This is a genomic window from Dactylosporangium sp. NPDC049742, from assembly GCF_040674675.1.
Lineage (GTDB): Bacteria > Actinomycetota > Actinomycetes > Mycobacteriales > Micromonosporaceae > Dactylosporangium > Dactylosporangium maewongense.
Genome location: NZ_JBFANF010000036.1, coordinates 110,231 through 126,754, shown reverse-complemented (window position 1 = coordinate 126,754; position 16,524 = coordinate 110,231). Strand labels below are relative to the sequence as shown.

The 16,524-nt window shown below is 72.5% G+C and carries 15 protein-coding genes and 1 pseudogene; 5 read left to right on the top strand and 11 right to left on the bottom strand.

Annotated features, from left to right (window positions below; all coding sequences use genetic code 11):
• Window positions 1-106: 106 nt before the first annotated feature.
• Entirely contained in the window at window positions 107-1,135 is a 1,029-nt protein-coding gene (locus AB0J72_RS35685) for a 6-phosphofructokinase (protein ID WP_363406636.1), read from the bottom strand.
• A 156-nt stretch (window positions 1,136-1,291) separates the two neighbouring features.
• Window positions 1,292-1,930 (bottom strand): MerR family transcriptional regulator, encoded by a 639-nt coding sequence (locus AB0J72_RS35680; RefSeq protein ID WP_363406633.1) that lies wholly within the window; start codon window positions 1,928-1,930, stop codon window positions 1,292-1,294.
• Window positions 1,931-2,027: 97 nt separating this feature from the next.
• On the opposite strand from AB0J72_RS35680, the gene AB0J72_RS35675 reads away from it, so the two are divergent.
• Window positions 2,028-2,993 carry a hypothetical protein gene (locus AB0J72_RS35675; protein ID WP_363406630.1) on the top strand — a complete coding sequence of 322 codons (966 nt, stop codon included), beginning with the start codon at window positions 2,028-2,030 and terminating at the stop codon, window positions 2,991-2,993.
• Window positions 2,993-3,472 carry an ABA4-like family protein gene (locus AB0J72_RS35670; protein ID WP_363406627.1) on the top strand — a complete coding sequence of 160 codons (480 nt, stop codon included), beginning with the start codon at window positions 2,993-2,995 and terminating at the stop codon, window positions 3,470-3,472. The genes AB0J72_RS35675 and AB0J72_RS35670 overlap by 1 nt, the downstream gene beginning before the upstream one ends.
• On the opposite strand, the gene AB0J72_RS35665 is transcribed toward AB0J72_RS35670, so the two are convergent.
• Window positions 3,456-3,953, bottom strand: a complete 498-nt coding sequence (locus tag AB0J72_RS35665) for a polyadenylate-specific 3'-exoribonuclease AS (RefSeq protein WP_363406624.1) — start codon at window positions 3,951-3,953, stop codon at window positions 3,456-3,458. The two genes, AB0J72_RS35670 and AB0J72_RS35665, sit on opposite strands and share 17 nt — an antisense overlap.
• A 63-nt stretch (window positions 3,954-4,016) precedes the next feature.
• The gene (locus tag AB0J72_RS35660; protein ID WP_363406621.1) at window positions 4,017-4,751 is read right to left on the bottom strand and encodes a serine kinase; all 735 of its coding nucleotides are present in this window, start codon (window positions 4,749-4,751) and stop codon (window positions 4,017-4,019) included.
• A gap of 463 nt (window positions 4,752-5,214) precedes the next feature.
• On the opposite strand from AB0J72_RS35660, the gene AB0J72_RS35655 reads away from it, so the two are divergent.
• A complete protein-coding gene (locus tag AB0J72_RS35655) occupies window positions 5,215-5,907 on the top strand; it encodes a Crp/Fnr family transcriptional regulator (protein WP_344506284.1) in 693 nt (230 codons plus the stop codon).
• Between the two features lie 67 nt (window positions 5,908-5,974).
• Entirely contained in the window at window positions 5,975-9,631 is a 3,657-nt protein-coding gene (locus AB0J72_RS35650; protein WP_363406617.1) for an adenylate/guanylate cyclase domain-containing protein, read from the top strand.
• Between the two features lie 55 nt (window positions 9,632-9,686).
• Here AB0J72_RS35650 and AB0J72_RS35645 read toward each other — a convergent pair whose 3' ends face one another.
• Window positions 9,687-10,388 carry a lysophospholipid acyltransferase family protein gene (locus AB0J72_RS35645; RefSeq protein WP_363406614.1) on the bottom strand — a complete coding sequence of 234 codons (702 nt, stop codon included), beginning with the start codon at window positions 10,386-10,388 and terminating at the stop codon, window positions 9,687-9,689.
• Window positions 10,389-10,568: 180 nt separating this feature from the next.
• Between AB0J72_RS35645 and AB0J72_RS35640 the strand changes: the two genes are divergently transcribed.
• The gene (locus AB0J72_RS35640) at window positions 10,569-11,438 is read left to right on the top strand and encodes a DUF308 domain-containing protein (RefSeq protein WP_363406611.1); all 870 of its coding nucleotides are present in this window, start codon (window positions 10,569-10,571) and stop codon (window positions 11,436-11,438) included.
• Window positions 11,439-11,508: 70 nt separating this feature from the next.
• On the opposite strand, the gene AB0J72_RS35635 is transcribed toward AB0J72_RS35640, so the two are convergent.
• The 6 genes and pseudogenes from AB0J72_RS35635 to AB0J72_RS35610 form a co-directional block, all read right to left on the bottom strand.
• Window positions 11,509-12,327: an alpha/beta fold hydrolase gene (locus tag AB0J72_RS35635; protein WP_363406649.1), complete on the bottom strand. Its 819-nt coding sequence runs from the start codon at window positions 12,325-12,327 to the stop codon at window positions 11,509-11,511.
• 32 nt (window positions 12,328-12,359) lie between these two features.
• Window positions 12,360-13,763: an NAD(P)-binding domain-containing protein gene (locus AB0J72_RS35630; RefSeq protein WP_363406608.1), complete on the bottom strand. Its 1,404-nt coding sequence runs from the start codon at window positions 13,761-13,763 to the stop codon at window positions 12,360-12,362.
• A gap of 221 nt (window positions 13,764-13,984) precedes the next feature.
• A complete protein-coding gene (locus tag AB0J72_RS35625) occupies window positions 13,985-14,659 on the bottom strand; it encodes an endonuclease/exonuclease/phosphatase family protein (RefSeq protein WP_363406605.1) in 675 nt (224 codons plus the stop codon).
• Window positions 14,656-15,600, bottom strand: coding sequence for an ROK family glucokinase (locus AB0J72_RS35620; RefSeq protein ID WP_360570731.1), 945 nt, complete (start codon window positions 15,598-15,600; stop codon window positions 14,656-14,658). The genes AB0J72_RS35625 and AB0J72_RS35620 overlap by 4 nt, the downstream gene beginning before the upstream one ends.
• 200 nt (window positions 15,601-15,800) lie before the next feature.
• Window positions 15,801-16,034, bottom strand: a pseudogene (locus tag AB0J72_RS35615) (hypothetical protein); the annotation flags it as partial.
• A complete protein-coding gene (locus AB0J72_RS35610) occupies window positions 16,031-16,477 on the bottom strand; it encodes an SRPBCC family protein (protein ID WP_360570735.1) in 447 nt (148 codons plus the stop codon). The gene AB0J72_RS35610 and the pseudogene AB0J72_RS35615, both read right to left, overlap by 4 nt.
• Window positions 16,478-16,524 lie beyond the last annotated feature (47 nt).

The window sequence follows — 16,524 nt, the reverse complement described above, 5'->3', positions numbered from 1 at the left end:
GAGACGCTGCCGCCGACGAACCGGTTCGACGCGCTGATCCAGGCGCTCGGCGCCGGCCCGGCCGAGCAGCGGCTGCTCGCCACGGCGCGGGACCGTCGCGACGGGCTCAGGAGCCGAAGAAGACCTCGGCCTCGGTGTAGCGCTCGACCGGGACGGTCTTGAGCTCACGGGTCGCGTCGGCGAGGGGCACGCGGACGATGTCGGTGGACTGCAGCGCCACCATCTTGCCGAAGTCGCCCTCGTGGACGGCGTCGATCGCGCCCAGGCCGAAGCGGGTGGCGAGGACCCGGTCGAACGCGGTCGGCGTGCCGCCGCGCTGGATGTGGCCGAGCACGACGGTGCGGGCCTCCTTGCCGGTCTTCGCCTCCAGCTGCTCGGCGAGCCACTGGCCGACGCCGCCGAGGCGGACGTGGCCGAACGCGTCGAGCTCCTGGTTGTGCAGCACCATCTGGCCGTCGAGCGGCTGGGCGCCCTCGGCGACGACGACGATCGGCGAGTACTGCGTCTGGAAGCGCTTCTCGACGTAGCCGGCGACCTGGTCGACGTCGAACTGCCGCTCCGGCAGGAGGATGACGTTGGCGCCACCGGCGAGGCCGGCGTGCAGCGCGATCCAGCCGGCGTGGCGGCCCATGACCTCGACGACGAGGGTGCGGTGGTGCGACTCGGCGGTGGTGTGCAGCCGGTCGATCGCCTCCATCGCGATGTTGACCGCGGTGTCGAAGCCGAACGTGTAGTCGGTCGCGCCGAGGTCGTTGTCGATCGTCTTCGGCACGCCGACGACGTTGACGCCCAGGTCGGTCAGCTTCGCCGCGACGCCGAGGGTGTCCTCGCCGCCGATCGCGACGAGCGCGTCGATGCCGAGGTCGGCCAGGTTCGACTTGATCTTCTCAACGCCGCCGTCGATCTTGAACGGGTTGGTCCGGGAGGAGCCGAGGATGGTGCCGCCGCGCGGCAGGATGCCACGGACCTGAGCGATGCCCAGCTCACGGGTGTTGCCCTCAAGGGGGCCACGCCAGCCGTCGCGGAAGCCCACGAACTCGTGACCGTAGGTGGCGATGCCCTTGCGGACCACGGCCCGGATGACCGCGTTGAGGCCGGGGCAGTCGCCGCCCCCGGTCAGTACGCCGATACGCATGCTAGATCTTGCCTTCCTGGTTGCGGTGCTGCTCGACCGCCCTGACGGGCACGACCGAGCCGGAGGGTCCCACTCGTTGGCGACGCTGCCGATTCACAGCGCACTGTAGTCGCTCCTCCTGAACATGCCGACGTCGCACCAGTCGGCACATCCGTCCTAACAGCTGTCGTCACGGATGCCGAACATCTTGGCCGACTCGTGCTCCTGCGCCATCCGCCGCAGGGCGGCGAGCAGGGAATCCCCGAGGATCGAGCCGACGACGGCGGCGTGCAGCTTGCCCTCGTTGCCCTCCGCCTGGGCGACGAAGCGCAGGTCGTGCACGGCGATCCGCTCGGCGAGGTCCGCGTACTGCTCCAGCAGGTGCTCGACATCGGCGCCGACCTGCCGAAACGCGGCGACGACCTCGGCCGCGGCCTGCCGGGTGCGGGCGTTGTCCGACAGTAGCCAGCCGCGCTCCTTGATCAAGGTTCTCACCCGATCGTGCGCCGCGGCGAGCATCGCCGGGTCGCTGGTCTCGCGGGTGCCGACGGAGGCCGGCAGGGCCCGGCCGAGCACCTCGTGCACGTCGGGGTCGGGCTGGTCGAGCTCGGTGAGCAGGTCGCGGATGGTGGCGATCGGCAACCGCCCGATGTCGAGCAGGACCCGCACCAGCCGCAGCCGCTGAACGTGTCGATCGTCATACCTGGCCTGGTTGGGGCTGGTCAGCTCGCCGGCCGGGAGCAACCCCTCCCGCAGGTAGTACTTGATCGTCGGCACGGGCACGCCGGTCTTCTGGCTCAGCTCAGCGATGCGCATCAGGGTCCTCTCAGGGTTGACACGGATAGTGTAACTCTCCAATAGTGGAAAGCGCCGCTATCGATAGTTCGACTATCCATTCTGCTGGGAGCTTCTGATGCGACTCGCACAGCTGCACCGCCCCCTCGTCGTCAGCGCCGCGGCGCTGACCGTCCTCGCGGTCCTGACCGGCGCGGGCGTCCTCCTCGACGACCGCGAGCTGGTCGGCGCGCCGCTCTGGCTGAAGCCGTTCAAGTTCTCGGTCTCCATCGCCGTCTACTCCGTCACCATCGCCTGGATGCTGTCGCTGCTGGACCGGCGGCAGCGGCTCGGCTGGTGGCTGGGCACCGTGTCGGTCGCCGCCCTCACCACCGAGATCGTGATCATCGTCGGGCAGGCGGCGCGGGGCCGGCAGAGCCACTTCAACAACCAGACGCCGTTCGACTCGACGCTGTACAGCGTGATGGGCGCCACGATCGCGATCGCCTGGGTGTGCACGCTGATCCTCGCGGTCCTGCTGCTGATCCAGCGGCTGCCGGACCGGGCGAACGCCCTGGCGGTCCGCTTCGGGCTGATCGTCGGCCTCGCCGGCATGATGGTCGGCTTCCTCATGACCATGCCGACGAAGGCGCAGCTCGACCTGCCGGCGGGCGAGTCGCCCACGATCGTCGGCGCGCACAGCGTCGGCGTGGCCGACGGCGGCCCCGGCCTGCCCCTGGTCGGCTGGAGCACCACCGGCGGCGACCTGCGCGCCGGGCACTTCATCGGCATGCACGCCCTGCAGGCGCTGCCGCTGCTCGGGTTCCTGCTGGCGCTCGCCTCGCGGCGCTTCGCGCGGCTGCGCCCCGACCAGGTCCGGGCCCGGCTCGTGACGGTCGCCGGCCTCGCGTACGCCGCCCTCACCGGCCTGACCGTCTGGCAGGCGCTGCGCGGCCAGTCGATCGTGGACCCCGACGCGCTGACCCTCGCCGCCGCGGGCGTCGCGCTTCTGGCCACCGTCGCGGGCACGATGTGGGCGCTGAGCGGCCCCCGTACCGTGGAGCCCACCGCCACCGAGGCACGGATGCTGAGCGAGGTCCACTGATGGCTGACGCCCTGTTCCAGCTCGCGTTCCTGGTCGTCGCGCCGTTCTGGGTGCTGATGATCTTCGCGCCGGGGTGGCGCTGGTCGGAGCGGATCGCCGGGTCGGTGTTCATCGCCCTGCCGGCGCTGGTCGTGTGGGCGTTCGCGATCGCGCCGGTGCTGCCGGAGTTCGCCGCGGAGATGCTCAACCCCGACCTGGCCGGCGTGCGGGCGCTGTTCGCCGACGACGACGTGGTCGCCGCCGTGTGGGCGCAGGTCCTCGCGTGGGACCTGCTCGTCGGCCGCTGGATCTACCTGGACAGCCGGGAGCGGCGGGTCCACCCGCTGATCATGGCGCCGCTGCTGGTGCTGACGATCCTGCTCTCGCCGATCGGCCTGCCCCTGTACCTCGCTGTACGGATCCCGCTGACCAGGCGGCCCGTCACGCCGGGCGCAGGACCCGCCCGCCGCGACGAGGACGTGCTCACGCGGGGTGCATGACCCGCCACCTGGCGAGGTTGTGCTTGGCGTCGACGAGCGCGTCGTGCCGCCCCTCCGCCGCCGGCAGGGGCGGCCGGCCCGTCTCGTCCCACAGCTGGCGCAGGTCCTTGGTGAAGCGGGGGATCTCCCGGGGCAGCGTCGGCATCGGCCCCCACAGCTGGGCGAGGGCGACGTGGTCGTAGGCGGCGTACCACGCCCACAGCTCCAGCTCGTCGGCCTCGCCGGCGCGCAGCGGCTCGACGAGGAACTCGAGCAGCTCCTCGCGGATCCGCTCGCGGGAGCGCCACGCCTTGTCGGCTGGCGACGGCAGCTTGTCCAGGACGTTGCGGCGCACCCACGGCACGGCCCGCGACCCGTCGAACTCCGTGGAGACCGCGTAGTACTCGCGGCCGTGCTCGTCCACCACCCCGATGGAGACCAGGTCGATCAGGCGACCGTCCTCGATGAACTCACAGTCGTAGAAGTAGCGATATGCCGACACCGCTCCCATCCTGCCCCGTCGCCGACCGGCGGTGCGGCGGCAGGGTAGGGCCGCAAGGTCGGCTCACAGCAGCAGCGCGGCCATCCTGGTCAGCTCGGCGTGGTCGCGGGGTGTGCCGCCGTCGGCGTGGATCTTCTCGGCGACGGCGGCGGCGCGGGCGGCGGTGCGCAGCGCGAGCATCGCGGGCAGGACCGCAGCGCACTCGTCGGCCGGGACCGGCCCGGCCCGCACGTACGCCTCGACCAGGGCTTGCGCCGCGGTGCCGCCCGCGCAGAGGACGGCGTGGGCGAGGTCGTACAGCAGCGGACCGGTGCCGGCGGCGGCCCAGCCGACCAGTCCGACCCGCCCGGTGCTGGAGTCGAGGCGGAAGCGGGCGGCGTCCGGCGCGCCATGCCGGACCCCGTAGGTGAGCTGGTCGGTGACCATGATGCGGCGCACCACGGCGGCGGTCTCGGTCACGGCCGGGCCGAGCCACGGCTCCATCGTCAGGTGCGGCGCCGCCGCCGGCACCGCCGCGACCTGGAACTTCGCCAGGTCGGGGTGCACGAACCGGCGCAGGCTGCGGTGCGCGGCGCCGAGCGCGCCACCCCACCACGACTGGTCGAGCGGGTCGTCGGCGTGCAGCGGGCGGCCGGGGACCAGGCACATCAGGGCGATGACGCCGTCACCCGCGCGCGTGGGGAGCGCGGTGGTGAGCGCGCCGTCGGCGGCCCGGACCGGGCGCCCGGCGCAGACACCCGACGCGTCGAGGTGCTCGGCGGCGCACAGGCCGGCCTCGAAGCCGCGCCGCGCGGCCACCGGAGCCCATTTCACCACGAAGTGGGCCGCATCACGCGGATTCGGTTCGAATTGGCCATTGTCGATCTCGACCCGCCAGGCGTCTTCACCGAGAGGAATGCACGGGCCGGGGTCGCACTGCCAACTCCTGCGCAGTGTCGTGTGCACCTGGTCGGCAGCGGGGGCCACGCTGCGCATTATGCGCCAACAACGGCGTCCATGCCCGGTGAACAGGCAGATGCCCGGGAAGCGGTGCTCGCACCACCGGCCTCCCGGGCATCTGACACCAACCCCGCCCCCCAGCGGTTCGCGTGCTGGCACTAGCCTGCCTGCGGGCTCATGCGCGGGCTGTCGGTGAGCCGATGCGGGGGATGTACAGACTCCGACACGCGCGTCATGATCTGGTAGAAGTTCCGTACTGTGCTCGTGATCACCTACGGTGATCATGGGACCGAATCAACGCTGCACCGGGAGGGGTTTGACCGTGGAGGGTCGGCTGCCAGATCCCGGCGACGCGCTGACCGGTGTGGATATGTTCAGCGGCCTGGATCCCGATGTTCGTCAGCGGGTCATCCAGGCGGCGGTGCCACGGACATACCGCAAGGGCCAGCTGCTGTTCGTCGAAAACGATCCGGGCGAGTCACTCATCGTGCTCAAGCGCGGTGCCGTGATGGTGTTCCGGACCGCGCCGACCGGCGAGCGCGCGGTCCTGTCGGTCGTCCGCCCGCCCGACACGCTCGGCGAGGTGTCGCTGCTGGACGGCGCGGCCCGGTCCGCGTCCGCGGAGGCGATCGAGGACTGCCAGGCCCTGGCGCTGTCCCGGCACGCGTTCATCGAGCTCGTCCACGCCAACCCGCGCATCCTGGACGCGGTCATGCGCTCGCTCGGCGCGCTCATCCGGCGCCTCACCGAGCAGAACGCCGACCACGTCTTCCTCGACCTGCCCGGCCGCGTCGCCAAGACCCTCGTCCGGCTCGCCGGCGAGACCAACGCGCCGATGGTGACCATCGAGCTCAACCAGAGCCAGCTGGCGGAGATGGCCGGTGGCTCGCGGCAGAGCGTCAACCAGGCCATCGGGTCGTTCGCCAGCCGCGGCTGGCTGCGCACCGAGGGCCGGCGGATCGTCGTGACCGACCTCAGCGCCCTGCGCCGACGCGCCGGGATGACCGACCGCTGACCTGCCGGTCGCACCACCGCGTTGCGTGCCGCAACGCGGTGGTCGATCGGGTCCCCGGCGTGTGAGGATGTGCGGGGATCCGAATCAGGGAGTGTCGGCGATTTCCAGTCAGTGCGCACGCTGCGGCCGCCAGTCAGGCGATGGTGACCGGTTCTGCGGTGGATGCGGCGCCGAGCTGAGTCCTGCCTGCGCGACATGCGGCCGATCGCTGAGCCCGGACGCGTCGTTCTGCACCGGCTGCGGCACCCCGCGCGCCGCCACCGGCGCGGGCGGCGGCACGGCGAGCCGCGCCGACCGTGGCGGCGGCCACATCGGCCGGGCCACGGTGCCGATCTCCGCCACCCGCAGCGAGGACCGCCGGCGGATCAGCGTCCTGTTCGTCGACCTGATCGACTTCACGCCCTATGTCGAGCGCGCCGACCCCGAGCTGGTCCGCGAGCTGCAGAAGGGCTTCTTCTCCACCGCCCGCGAGGTCATCGGCCAGTACGGCGGGGTCGTCGAGAAGTACATCGGCGACGCCGTCATGGCGCTCTTCGGCGCGCCCGTGGCCACCGAGACCGACGCCGTGCGCTGCGTGCGCGCCGGCCTGGAGCTGCAGCGGGTGCTCGCGCGGTACGCCAGCACCGGCGAGGGCGAGCGGGCGCTGCGCTTCCGCGTCGGGGTCGCGACCGGCGAGGCCCTCGTCGACGTGGCCGCGGCCCGCGACGGCGGCCAGGCGATCGTCGCCGGCGACGTCGTCAACACCGCCTCCCGGCTGCAGTCCCTCGCCCCGCCCGGCGGGGTGCTCGTCTGCGGCAGCACGTACGCGCTGACCAAGTCGTCGATCCGCTACGAGGCGCAGCCCCCCGCCACGTTGCGTGGCCGCTCCACCCCGACCGAGGTGTGGCTGGCCCTCGCGCCGCTGCGGCGCAACCACCCCGACCGGGAGGCCGGCTCCACGCCCCTGGTCAACCGCACCCACGAGCTCAGCCTGCTGGTCAACGCCCTGCACCGGGGCCTGCGCGAGCGCACCCCGCAGCTGGTCACCGTCATCGGGCACGCCGGGATCGGCAAGAGCCGGCTCGTGCACGAGCTGTTCCTGCACGCCGAGCGGCTCTTCGACGCGCCCGTCGCGTGGCGCACCGGCCGCTGTCCCCCGTTCGGGGAGAACGTGACGTACGCCGCGCTCGCCGACATCGTCAAGGCGCAGGCGGGCATCCTCGACACCGACAGCGCCGAGACCGCCCGCGAGCGGCTCGACACGGCGCTCAGCGTGATCGTCACCCCGTCGGAGGCCGAGCGGCTCGCCGACGCGCTCAGCCCGCTCGTCGGCCTGCCCGGGCCGAAGCTCGCCCCCGACGAGACCGAGTCCGCCTGGCGGCGCTTCGTGGTCGCGCTGGCCGCGCACCGGCCGACCGTCCTGGTGTTCGAGGACCTGCACTGGGCCGACGAGTCGATGGTGCGGTTCGTGGAGCGTCTGGGCGCGTCGGTACGGGACGTGCCCCTGCTCCTGCTGTCGACGGCCCGGCCGGAGTTCCTGGAGCGCAACGCCAGCTGGGCCGGTGCCATCGCCGGCTCGGTCACCATCACGCTGCCACCGCTGCGCGACGCCGAGATCGCCACCATGTACGCGCACCTGCTCGGGCAGGCCGCGTTCCCCGGCCACTCGCTCAACTCACTCGTCGAACTCGCCGACGGCAACCCGCTGTACGCGCTCGAGTACACCCGCATGCTCGCCGAGCAGGGCAACGTCCGCACCTCCGACACCCTCAGCCGGGTGCTGCCGATGCCCGACAGCGTCCACGCGGTCATCGCCAACCGGGTCGACCTCCTCGAGGCCGCCGACCGGGCGGTGCTGCAGGCCGCCTCCGTCGTCGGCATGAACTTCTGGCCCGGCGCGGTCGCCGCCGCGATGAGCCGCCCCGCCGACGGCATCGAACGCTCCCTGCGCCGCCTCGAGCAGCGCGACCTCATCCACGAGCAGGCCGCCTCGACGATGGAGGGGCAGACCGAGTACCGCTTCGGCCACGTCCTGGTCCGCGACGTCTGCTACCAGCGGCTCCCCCGCACCGAACGGGTCGCCCGGCACGAGCTGACCGCCGCCTGGCTCGACAGCGTCGCCGCCGACCGCGACACCGACCTCGCCGAGGTCGTCGCCAACCACCGGTACACCGCCTACGAGATCGCCGGCTCGCTCGGCCTCGACGCGCCCCGGTACAGCGCGCCGGCGCGGGACGCGCTGCACCGGGCGGCCCGCCGCGCGTACGCGCTGCACGCCCTCGACGCCGCCGCCGCCCACGCCGGCAAGGCCCTCGCCCTCTGCGACGACGGCACCGACCAGGGCGAGCGGCTGCGGATCGAGCTCCTGGCCACGGAGATCGCCTTCTACGCCGACCCGGAGTCCTTCCTCGGCACCGCCGGCTCCGGTCCGGCGGGCGCTGCCCGTACCGGCGGATCCGGCGGAACCGGAAGCGCCGACGCGGCCATGGCGGGCACGGACCAGCTGGCGAGCCTCGCCGATCGGCTCTACGCGGCCGGTGAGCAGGCCAGCGCCGCCCGTGCCTGGACGATCCGCGGGCAGGCCGCGTGGCTGCGCGCCGACCGGCTCGGTGCCCTGTCGTGCCTGGACCGGGCCGTGGAGCTGTTCGACGAGCTGCCGGACGCGCCGGAGAAGGCCGACGCGTACGCCGAGCTCGGCCGCCTGCACATGTCCAACTTCGAGGTCGAGCCCGCCGTCGCCGCGGCCAGCGCCGCCGCGGAGATCGCCGACCGGCTCGGCCTCATCGAGGTCGCGACCAGCGCCCGGATCACCATCGGCACCGCGCTCTTCCAGGCCGGCGACCGGTCCGGCCTGGTCGAGCTGCAGGCCGCGCTCGAGGTGTGCCGGGAGCGGCGGCTGCTGTCGGAGCACCGGGCGATGCGCAACGTCGCGTGGGCGCTGCTGGAGGACGGCGACTGGACCGCGTCCGCGGCGATGTACGAGAGCACCCGCAACACCGTGCCCGGCAGCCACACCCTCGCCACCGGCTACTCCAACGTCGCGCAGGTCGCGTACTTCACCGGCGACTGGGCCACCCTCATCGGCGTCGCCGAACGCGCCCCCGCCTCCGAATGGGACCTGCAGGTCCGCGGCGCGCACGCGTGGATGAAGATCCTGCGCGGCGAGCCGTTCATCAACGCCGACGAGGTCGAGGACCTCGTCGCCGCCGGCCGGCGCAGCGGCTTCTACCGCCTGCAGTGGACCGTCCTCGGCCACGGCGCCCTCTGCCTGGCGCTGCAGGGCCGCTCACGTGACGCCGAGGCGCTGATCGTCGAGCTCGCCAAGACCTGGCGGGAGGTGCGGGCGATCGCCAGCGGCGAGTGGATCGACGCGACCGCCCACGCCGCCGTCCCCGCCGGCCGGGTCGCGATGATGGCGATCCGCGACATGCTCGCCGACGTGCCGCACCGCACGCCGTGGGTCGAGGCGGCGCTGCGGACGATCACCGGGGCGATCGCGTTCGTCGACGGGGACTTCGCCCGGGCCGCCGACATGCACCTCGCCGCCGCGGAGCTGTACGGCGAGATCCCCAACGCCTCCGCCCGCATGCTGTCGCTCACCTGGGCCGTGCAGGCCCTCGGGCGGCTCGGGCCGGCCGCCGCCGAGCGCCTCGAGCCGTGGCGCAGCGAGCTGATCGCCTTCGCCACCCAGGCCGGCGCGCCGATGCTGCTGACGCTCGCCGAGCTGCCCCCCACGCCGCTGTAAGCCCTGTAAGGCTTTAAGGGCTTTGGGGGGCGCCCCTTGTACGTCGCCGCGGCGTCTACGCCGCCACGGGCTGCTTCTGCGGCTCCGGGGTGCTCTTCACCTTCTGCGCGTACATGTCGATGTACTCGCGGCCGGAGAGGGTCATCAGCTCGTACATGATCTCGTCGGTGACGGCGCGCTCGATGAACCGGTCGCCGGCCATCCCCGCGTACCGGGAGAAGTCCAGCGCCGGCCCGAAGCGGATGTGCACGCGCTTCAGGTTCGGCAGGATCTGCCCGATCGGCTGAACCTTGTCCATGTTCATCATCGCCACCGGCACGACCACGGCACCGGACTCCAGCGCGAGCCGGGCCACCCCGGTCTTGCCCCGGTAGAGCCGGCCGTCCGGCGAGCGGGTGCCCTCCGGGTAGATGCCGAAGATGCCGCCCTCCCGCAGGATCTTGAGCCCGACCTCCAGCGCGGCCCGCGCCGCCTTCCCACCGGAACGGTCGATCGGCACCTGCCCGGTGCCGGCGAAGAACAGCTTGATCAGGCGGCCCTTGATGCCTTTGCCGGTGAAATACTCCGCTTTCGCCGGGAACGTGACCCGCCGTTTGACGCTCAGCGGCATGAAGATCGAGTCCGCGAACGACAGGTGGTTGCTGGCGATGATCACGGGCCCCTCGGTGGGGACGTGCTCCAGCCCCTCCACCCTGGGGCGGAAGATGAGCTTCAGCACAGGCCCGAGGACGATGTACTTGAGGAACCAGTAGAGCACCGCTCAACCTTCCAAGATCTGCCAGACAATCGGTGATGACCGTCGCAAAGAGCCTACGAAGCAGTTCGGCACACCACAACGCACTCCCGGAACCGCCCGTGCACGTGTCAGGATTTCGGTCAGCGGTTTTTTCGCGGCGGACCCGGTCGTCGCGGTGTCGGCCGCGGGGAGGGGCAGGCGGTGCCAGGGGGTGGGGCGCGGCGCGGCCGGCGCGACAACGGCCTGGTAGCGCAGGAGTACGCGGTGGTCGGAGACGTCGACCCGCGGGTCGGCGAGCATCTGCTGGACGTGCTGGCGGCCGGCGGCATCGCCGCCTATCTGCAGCCCGCCACCGACTTGCACCCGGTGACGCGCACCACGACCCTGCCCGCCAGACCCACCGACCGGCTCTACGCTGATCGTGACCACCTCGCCACGGCGCGCGACTATTTCACCCAGCTTACCGCCGTGCCCGAGCAGCACACCCCACCCGCCGAGACCCCCCAGCCCGCCACGGCACCCTCACCCCCGTCATCCCCGTCATCGCAGTCATCCCCGTCATCCCAGGAGGCCAAAACGAGCCGCAAGTCGGACGACGAGACGTTCGCCAGCATCATCGCCGGCTTCCACACCACCGTCGATCCGACCAGCGCCCCCTGGCCCGCCGCCGAGGACCTCGACTCCTCAGGCTCCGCCGCCGCCGACATGGACACCGAGCCGGCCCCCCGCACCCCGCTGCGCCGCGCCTCCGACGCCGTCGACCGCTCCCTCCTGGACAGCCTCGACTCCTTCGGCGCCGACCTCCCCGACGACGAGGACGACGACGCCGGCTACACCCCGCCTCCCCCACCCCCGCTGCCACGGATCGCCCCGTCGACCGTCCTGGCGGTCCTGGCCCTCATCGGCGGCCTCATCCTGCTGATCTGGCCCGACCTCCTGCCGGTCTTCGGCCCCCAGTCCACCCTGTTCCTGGGCTTCGCCCTGCTGCTGAGCGGCTTCGTCACCCTGATCCTGCGCCTCCGCCCCGGCGACGAAGAGGACGACGACCCCGACAACGGCGCCCGCGTCTGACCCACCCCCGGCAACGGCGCCCGCGCCGGCGATGAAGACGACGCCCCGGCAACAGCGCCCGTGAGGGCGGTCAGGCGGGTTTCTCCAGCCAGTCGAGGATGGCGTCGATGGGTTCCTGCCAGCGGGCGTCGAGCATCAGGTCGTGGCCCATGCCCGGGAAGAGGAGCGGGGAGCCGCCGTACCTGCGGGCGACCCACTCCAGCGCCGACGCGGAGACCACGCGGTCGTCGGGGCTGCCGGCGACGAGGACCGGCGGGGTGCCGACCGGGGGTTCGGGCTCCTGGCGGCGGATGAGCTGACGCTGCGCGCCGGCGGGGACGCGCTGGAGGCGGGCGGCGAACGACTGGGCCGCCGAGGCCGGCAGCGAGCGGCTGAACAGCTGCGTGGGGCGCAGGCTGACGTGGCCGCCGAAGAGGCCGGGGAGCGTGCCGACAGGGTTGCGGCGCAGCAGGCCGAGGGCGGTGGCCAGGCCGCCGAAGACGGGGGCGACGAGGACGCCGGCGCGGGCCGGGTACCGGGCGAGCGCCATCGCCACGACGAGGGCGCCGGTGCCGTGGCCGACGAGGATCGCCTGTTTCGGCAGGCCGGCGGCCACCTGGGTGACGTCGTGGACGTAGTCGCGCAGGCGGGCGTCGGGGTCGGGGCCGCTGCCGCCGTGGCCGCGCAGGCTCATCGCGGCGGCGGGGAAGCCCCGGCCGGCGGTGTGTTCCAGCCAGTGCTGGGCGAAGGCCCAGGCGCCGTGGCCGTACCCGGGGACGAACAGCACCGGCGGGCGGTCCTCGGAAGCCGAAGCCAAGGACGAAGCCAAGGACGAAGACGAGGCGGGCTGCTCGGTGAGCACCTCGCGCCGCACCGGCTTCGGCGGCGACGACCACTCGTCGGAGCGCATGACGCGGGTCGTGGCGGACGGGGCACGGGTGGTCAACGGACCGCCTCCAGCTCGTGCAGGGACTTCTCCAGCTCCTGCAGGTACACGAAGTGGCTCACCTCGAACCAGTGCCGGGTCGAGTCGGTGACCTTGCCGGCGGTGAAGCGCCGGTCGCCTTCCTGGCGCAGCTTCGCCCACAGGGCCTGCGCGCGGGTCGGCGACGCGTCGAGGACGCGCAGCCACTGGGCGATGAACACCGTCTGCCAGTGCGCCAGCGTGAACACCCCCGAGTCGGGCTGCAGCAGGCCGGCGACGGCGAGGGTCGGGTGGGTGCGCGACAGCATTTGCAGCGCCAGTCGCGGGCGGCCGGCCGAGTCCGTCGAGAGCAGCTCCGGGGCGAGGAAGTCGAAGCTCGGCCGGTACCCCGTGGCGAAGACCACCAGGTCGGGCTCGATCGTGCGGCCGTCGGTGAGGACGACGTCCGTGCGGTCGAAGCGTTTGACGTCGGACAGCGGCGTGATCCCGCCGTGTCCGAGGTAGTACGGCAGCTGGCTGTTGACGAGCGGGTGCATCTCGAGCAGGCCGTGGTCGGGTTTCGGCAGGCCGAAGCGGGTCAGGTCGCCGACGGTCATGTTGATCGTGCGCTGCAGCAGCCACTGGCGCAGCCGGAACGGCAGCCGCATCGCGAGGATCCGGTCGTTGACCTGGTCGGCGGGTTTGCCGAGGGCGTACTTCGGCGCGTACCAGTAGCCGCGACGGGTCGAGTGCCAGCACTTCGCCGCCTGCTGGGCCGCCTCGACCGCGATGTCGCAGCCGGTGTTGCCGGCGCCGACGACCAGCACCTTGCGCCCCCGCAGCTGGGAGGCGTCCTTGTACTGACTGGCGTGGATGACCTTGCCGCGGAAGTCCTCGAGCCCCTCGTACTCGGGCATCTTCGGCGACCAGTTGTGCCCGTTGGCGACCACGACGGCGGCGTAGCGCATGGTCCGCGGCGCCCCGCCCCGCGAGCCGCGCACGGTGACGTCCCACCGGGGCGGGCCGCCGGCCGGGTCGTCGGCGGGCTCGACCCGGGCGACCTCGGTGCCGAACCAGATGTGCTCCCGCAGCGAGAAGTGGTCGGCGTACCGCTCGAAGTAGGCGAGCAGCTGCGAGTGGTGCGGGTAGTCGGGCCAGTCGTCGGGCATCGGGAAGTCGGGGAACTGCGTGAACGGCTTCGACGAGATCAGGTGCGTGCTGGCGTACACGGGGCTGCGGTCGTGCCGCCAGTTCCATCCGCCGCCGACGCCGGTCTCGCGCTCGTAGCAGTCGACGCCGAAGCCCGCCTCGCGGAGGTTCTTGATCGCGGTGAGGCCGGTGCCGCCGGCGCCGATGACGCAGACGGTGTCGCCGCGGTCATAGACGGGTTCGCCGTCGCGCCAGTGGGTCGCGCCGCCGGCCAGTTCGTCGAAGCTCGTCACCCGCGTCGTCTCCCCACTGCACCGCGTCCCACTGCACCGTGCGCCCCGGTCGCCGCGCACGCCTTGTCGCGGGCAGATCCTCGTCCGCTCGGCGCTGGTTTGTCCAGTCCCGCACGTCACGCCCCCGAACCCGGCACCCATGATCCGGAAGACTTCGGGCAGCCCTGGGTGCACAAAGTCTTCCGGATCACGGGAAGGGCCCGGCGAGGCGGGAGGGCGGGCTACTCGGGCAGGTCGAGCTCGACGACGACCGGGAAGTGGTCGCTGGCCTGGCGGGCGGCGGGGGTGTCGACGACCTCGTAGGACAGGACGGTGATGCTGGGGTCGACGAAGACGACGTCGAGGCGCTCGCGTGGGGCGGAGCACGGGTACGTGTGGCGGGCGTCGGTGCCGGCGCTGTCGACGAGGCCGTCGGCGAGGGTGCGCCAGGCCGCGCCGCCGGAGTTCTCGTTGAGGTCGGCGGCGAAGACGACCGGCTCGGCCAGCTCGGACAGGTGCTGTTTGAGCAGCGTGGCCTGGCCGGGGCGTTCGGTGGCGTCGGTGGACAGGTGGGAGCCGGCGACCGCGAACGCCGACCGCCCGACGCGGCAGCGGACGAACGCGGCGCCGCGCATGTGCCGGCCGGGGGTCAGCGGGTACCGGATGTCGAAGGCGCCGATCGGGCGGACGCGCAGGTTGAGCAGGACGAGGTTGCCCAGGGACGGCAGGCCGCCGCCGCCGATGACGAGCTCGAAGTCGCGGGCGAGGGCCGCCGACTTCTGCCGCCACCGGAAGCGGCGGGGCGCCTCCTGCAGGATCGCCACGTCGGGCGCGATCTCCCGTACGACCTGCGCGAGGGCGCGGCGGTCGTCCCGCAGGCTGTGCAGGTTGTACGAGAGGACCCGGAGTTTGCTCATACGCGCGCCAGGTCGGCGGCTCCGACCACTCCCGCGAGGTTGCCCATCAGGGCGGGGCGGACCTCGGCGACGGGGAGCCGGCCGCGCTGGGCGAGCTGCTCCTCGTAGCTGGCCCGGGCGGGCTTCATGAGCAGGTCGCCGGCGTCGATGACGCCGCCGCCGACGACGATGACCTGCGGGTCGAGGATCTGCACGATGTCGGCGAGGGCGACGCCCAGCCAGCGGCCGATCTGCTCGAAGGCGCCGGTCGCGACGGTGTCGCCGAGGCGGGCGGCCTGCGTCACGAAGTGCCCCCGGATGGCGTCGACGTCGCCGCCGACCAGGGCGAGGAGCTGTTCGGCGAGCTCCGGGCGTTCGCGGGCGTCGGCCTTGGCGAAGCGGACGAGGGCGTTGCCGCTGGCGTACTGCTCGAGGCAGCCGTTGCGCCCGCAGCCGCAGGGATGGCCGCCGGGGACCATCGTCATGTGGCCGAGCTCGGCGGCGATGCCGTTGGTGCCGCGGATGAGGCCGCCGTTGATGACGATGCCGCCGCCGATGCCGGTGCCGACGGTGAAGAGGACCATCGAGCTGTCGGCGTCGTGGCCGGCGCCGAACTGGAACTCTGCCCAGGTGGCGGCGTTGCCGTCGTTCTCCACGACGACGGGCAGGCCGACCGCGGCGGTGATCTTCTCGCGCAGCGGCTCGTTGCGCCAGGCGAGGTTGGGGGCGAACTGGACGGTCGAGCGGGTCGCGTCGATCCAGCCGGCCGCGCCGATGCCGACGGCGTCGACGGGGTGCGCGGCGGCCAGCTCCTGGATCACCTCGATGATCCGGTCGGCCGTCTGCGACGAGTCCTGTGCCGGCGTGTCGCGCCGGGTCTGCGCGAGGACGTCACCCGCCGAGTCGACGACTCCGCCGAGGACCTTGGTTCCGCCGATGTCGACTCCGATGGTCAATCCCACCGCGTCTGTCTCCTCTCGCACAGGCGCTATGCCTCGGGATCAATCTTGGGTTTGACGGCCTTCTTGGCCATCGGTTTCGGCGACTTCGGTGTCTCCGTCGTGGCGTGCTGCCACACGTCTTCGGGTGTTTCGGGGGTTTCCGGTGTACCGGTGGATCCTGGCGAGCTGTCGCGACGCGCTCCGGTCGCGCTGTCGCCGCCGAAGGCGCGCAGGACGCCCGCCAGGCCGACGGCCAGGTCGCCGACGCCGGAGGCGAGGCGCTCGGCGAACTCGGGGTCGGGGTCCCGGGCGGCGGCGATGGCCTTGCAGACCGGGCAGACGCAGCACTCGGCGGAGCCGGTGGCGAAGCCGGCGGTGCTGTTCGCGGCGACCGACAGGGCGGCGAGGGCGGTCGCGACGAGGCGTTCGGCCTCCTCGCGCGGGTCCCGGGTCATGCCGCCCCCTCGACCCGCCGCTTGAGCTCCTTGAGCGCGGTGTCCATGATCATCTTCTCGGCCTTGCGCTTGAACATGCCGAGCATGCCGATCGCGAGCTCCACGGCGAGGGAGTACGTGACCGTGGAGGTGCCGTCGCCGTTGGCGGTGATGTCGTAGGAGCCGTCCTGCTGCTTCTGCATCTTCGACGGCGCGACCAGGCTCCACTCGATCCGGGTCAGGTCCTCGGCATACTCGTACTGCAGCGTGTACTCGTCCGACACCGGGCCGGAGTCCAGCGCGAAGCGCACCTGACTGGCGTAGCCGTCCTCGTACTCCTCGACCACCTCGACCGACTTCACCGCGGCGACCCACTCGGGGTATCGGGCGAAGTCGGCGATGACCTCGGCGATGCGCTCCGGGGGCGCGTCAATGACGATCGACTGCGTCGAAGTGTCGGCCATGCGTGGCAGGCTACCTCTGCGGTGCGCCTGACGATCCGTCGGCAGGG

What these genes read in the sequence shown, in the direction of transcription:
- AB0J72_RS35685 (WP_363406636.1), bottom strand. Translation starts at nt 1,135, where the DNA reads ATGCGTATCGGCGTACTGACCGGGGGCGGCGACTGCCCCGGCCTCAAC.
- AB0J72_RS35680 (WP_363406633.1), bottom strand. Translation starts at nt 1,930, where the DNA reads ATGCGCATCGCTGAGCTGAGCCAGAAGACCGGCGTGCCCGTGCCGACG.
- AB0J72_RS35675 (WP_363406630.1), top strand. Translation starts at nt 2,028, where the DNA reads ATGCGACTCGCACAGCTGCACCGCCCCCTCGTCGTCAGCGCCGCGGCG.
- AB0J72_RS35670 (WP_363406627.1), top strand. Translation starts at nt 2,993, where the DNA reads ATGGCTGACGCCCTGTTCCAGCTCGCGTTCCTGGTCGTCGCGCCGTTC.
- AB0J72_RS35650 (WP_363406617.1), top strand. Translation starts at nt 5,975, where the DNA reads ATGTGCGGGGATCCGAATCAGGGAGTGTCGGCGATTTCCAGTCAGTGC.
- AB0J72_RS35635 (WP_363406649.1), bottom strand. Translation starts at nt 12,327, where the DNA reads ATGCGCTCCGACGAGTGGTCGTCGCCGCCGAAGCCGGTGCGGCGCGAG.
- AB0J72_RS35625 (WP_363406605.1), bottom strand. Translation starts at nt 14,659, where the DNA reads ATGAGCAAACTCCGGGTCCTCTCGTACAACCTGCACAGCCTGCGGGAC.
- AB0J72_RS35610 (WP_360570735.1), bottom strand. Translation starts at nt 16,477, where the DNA reads ATGGCCGACACTTCGACGCAGTCGATCGTCATTGACGCGCCCCCGGAG.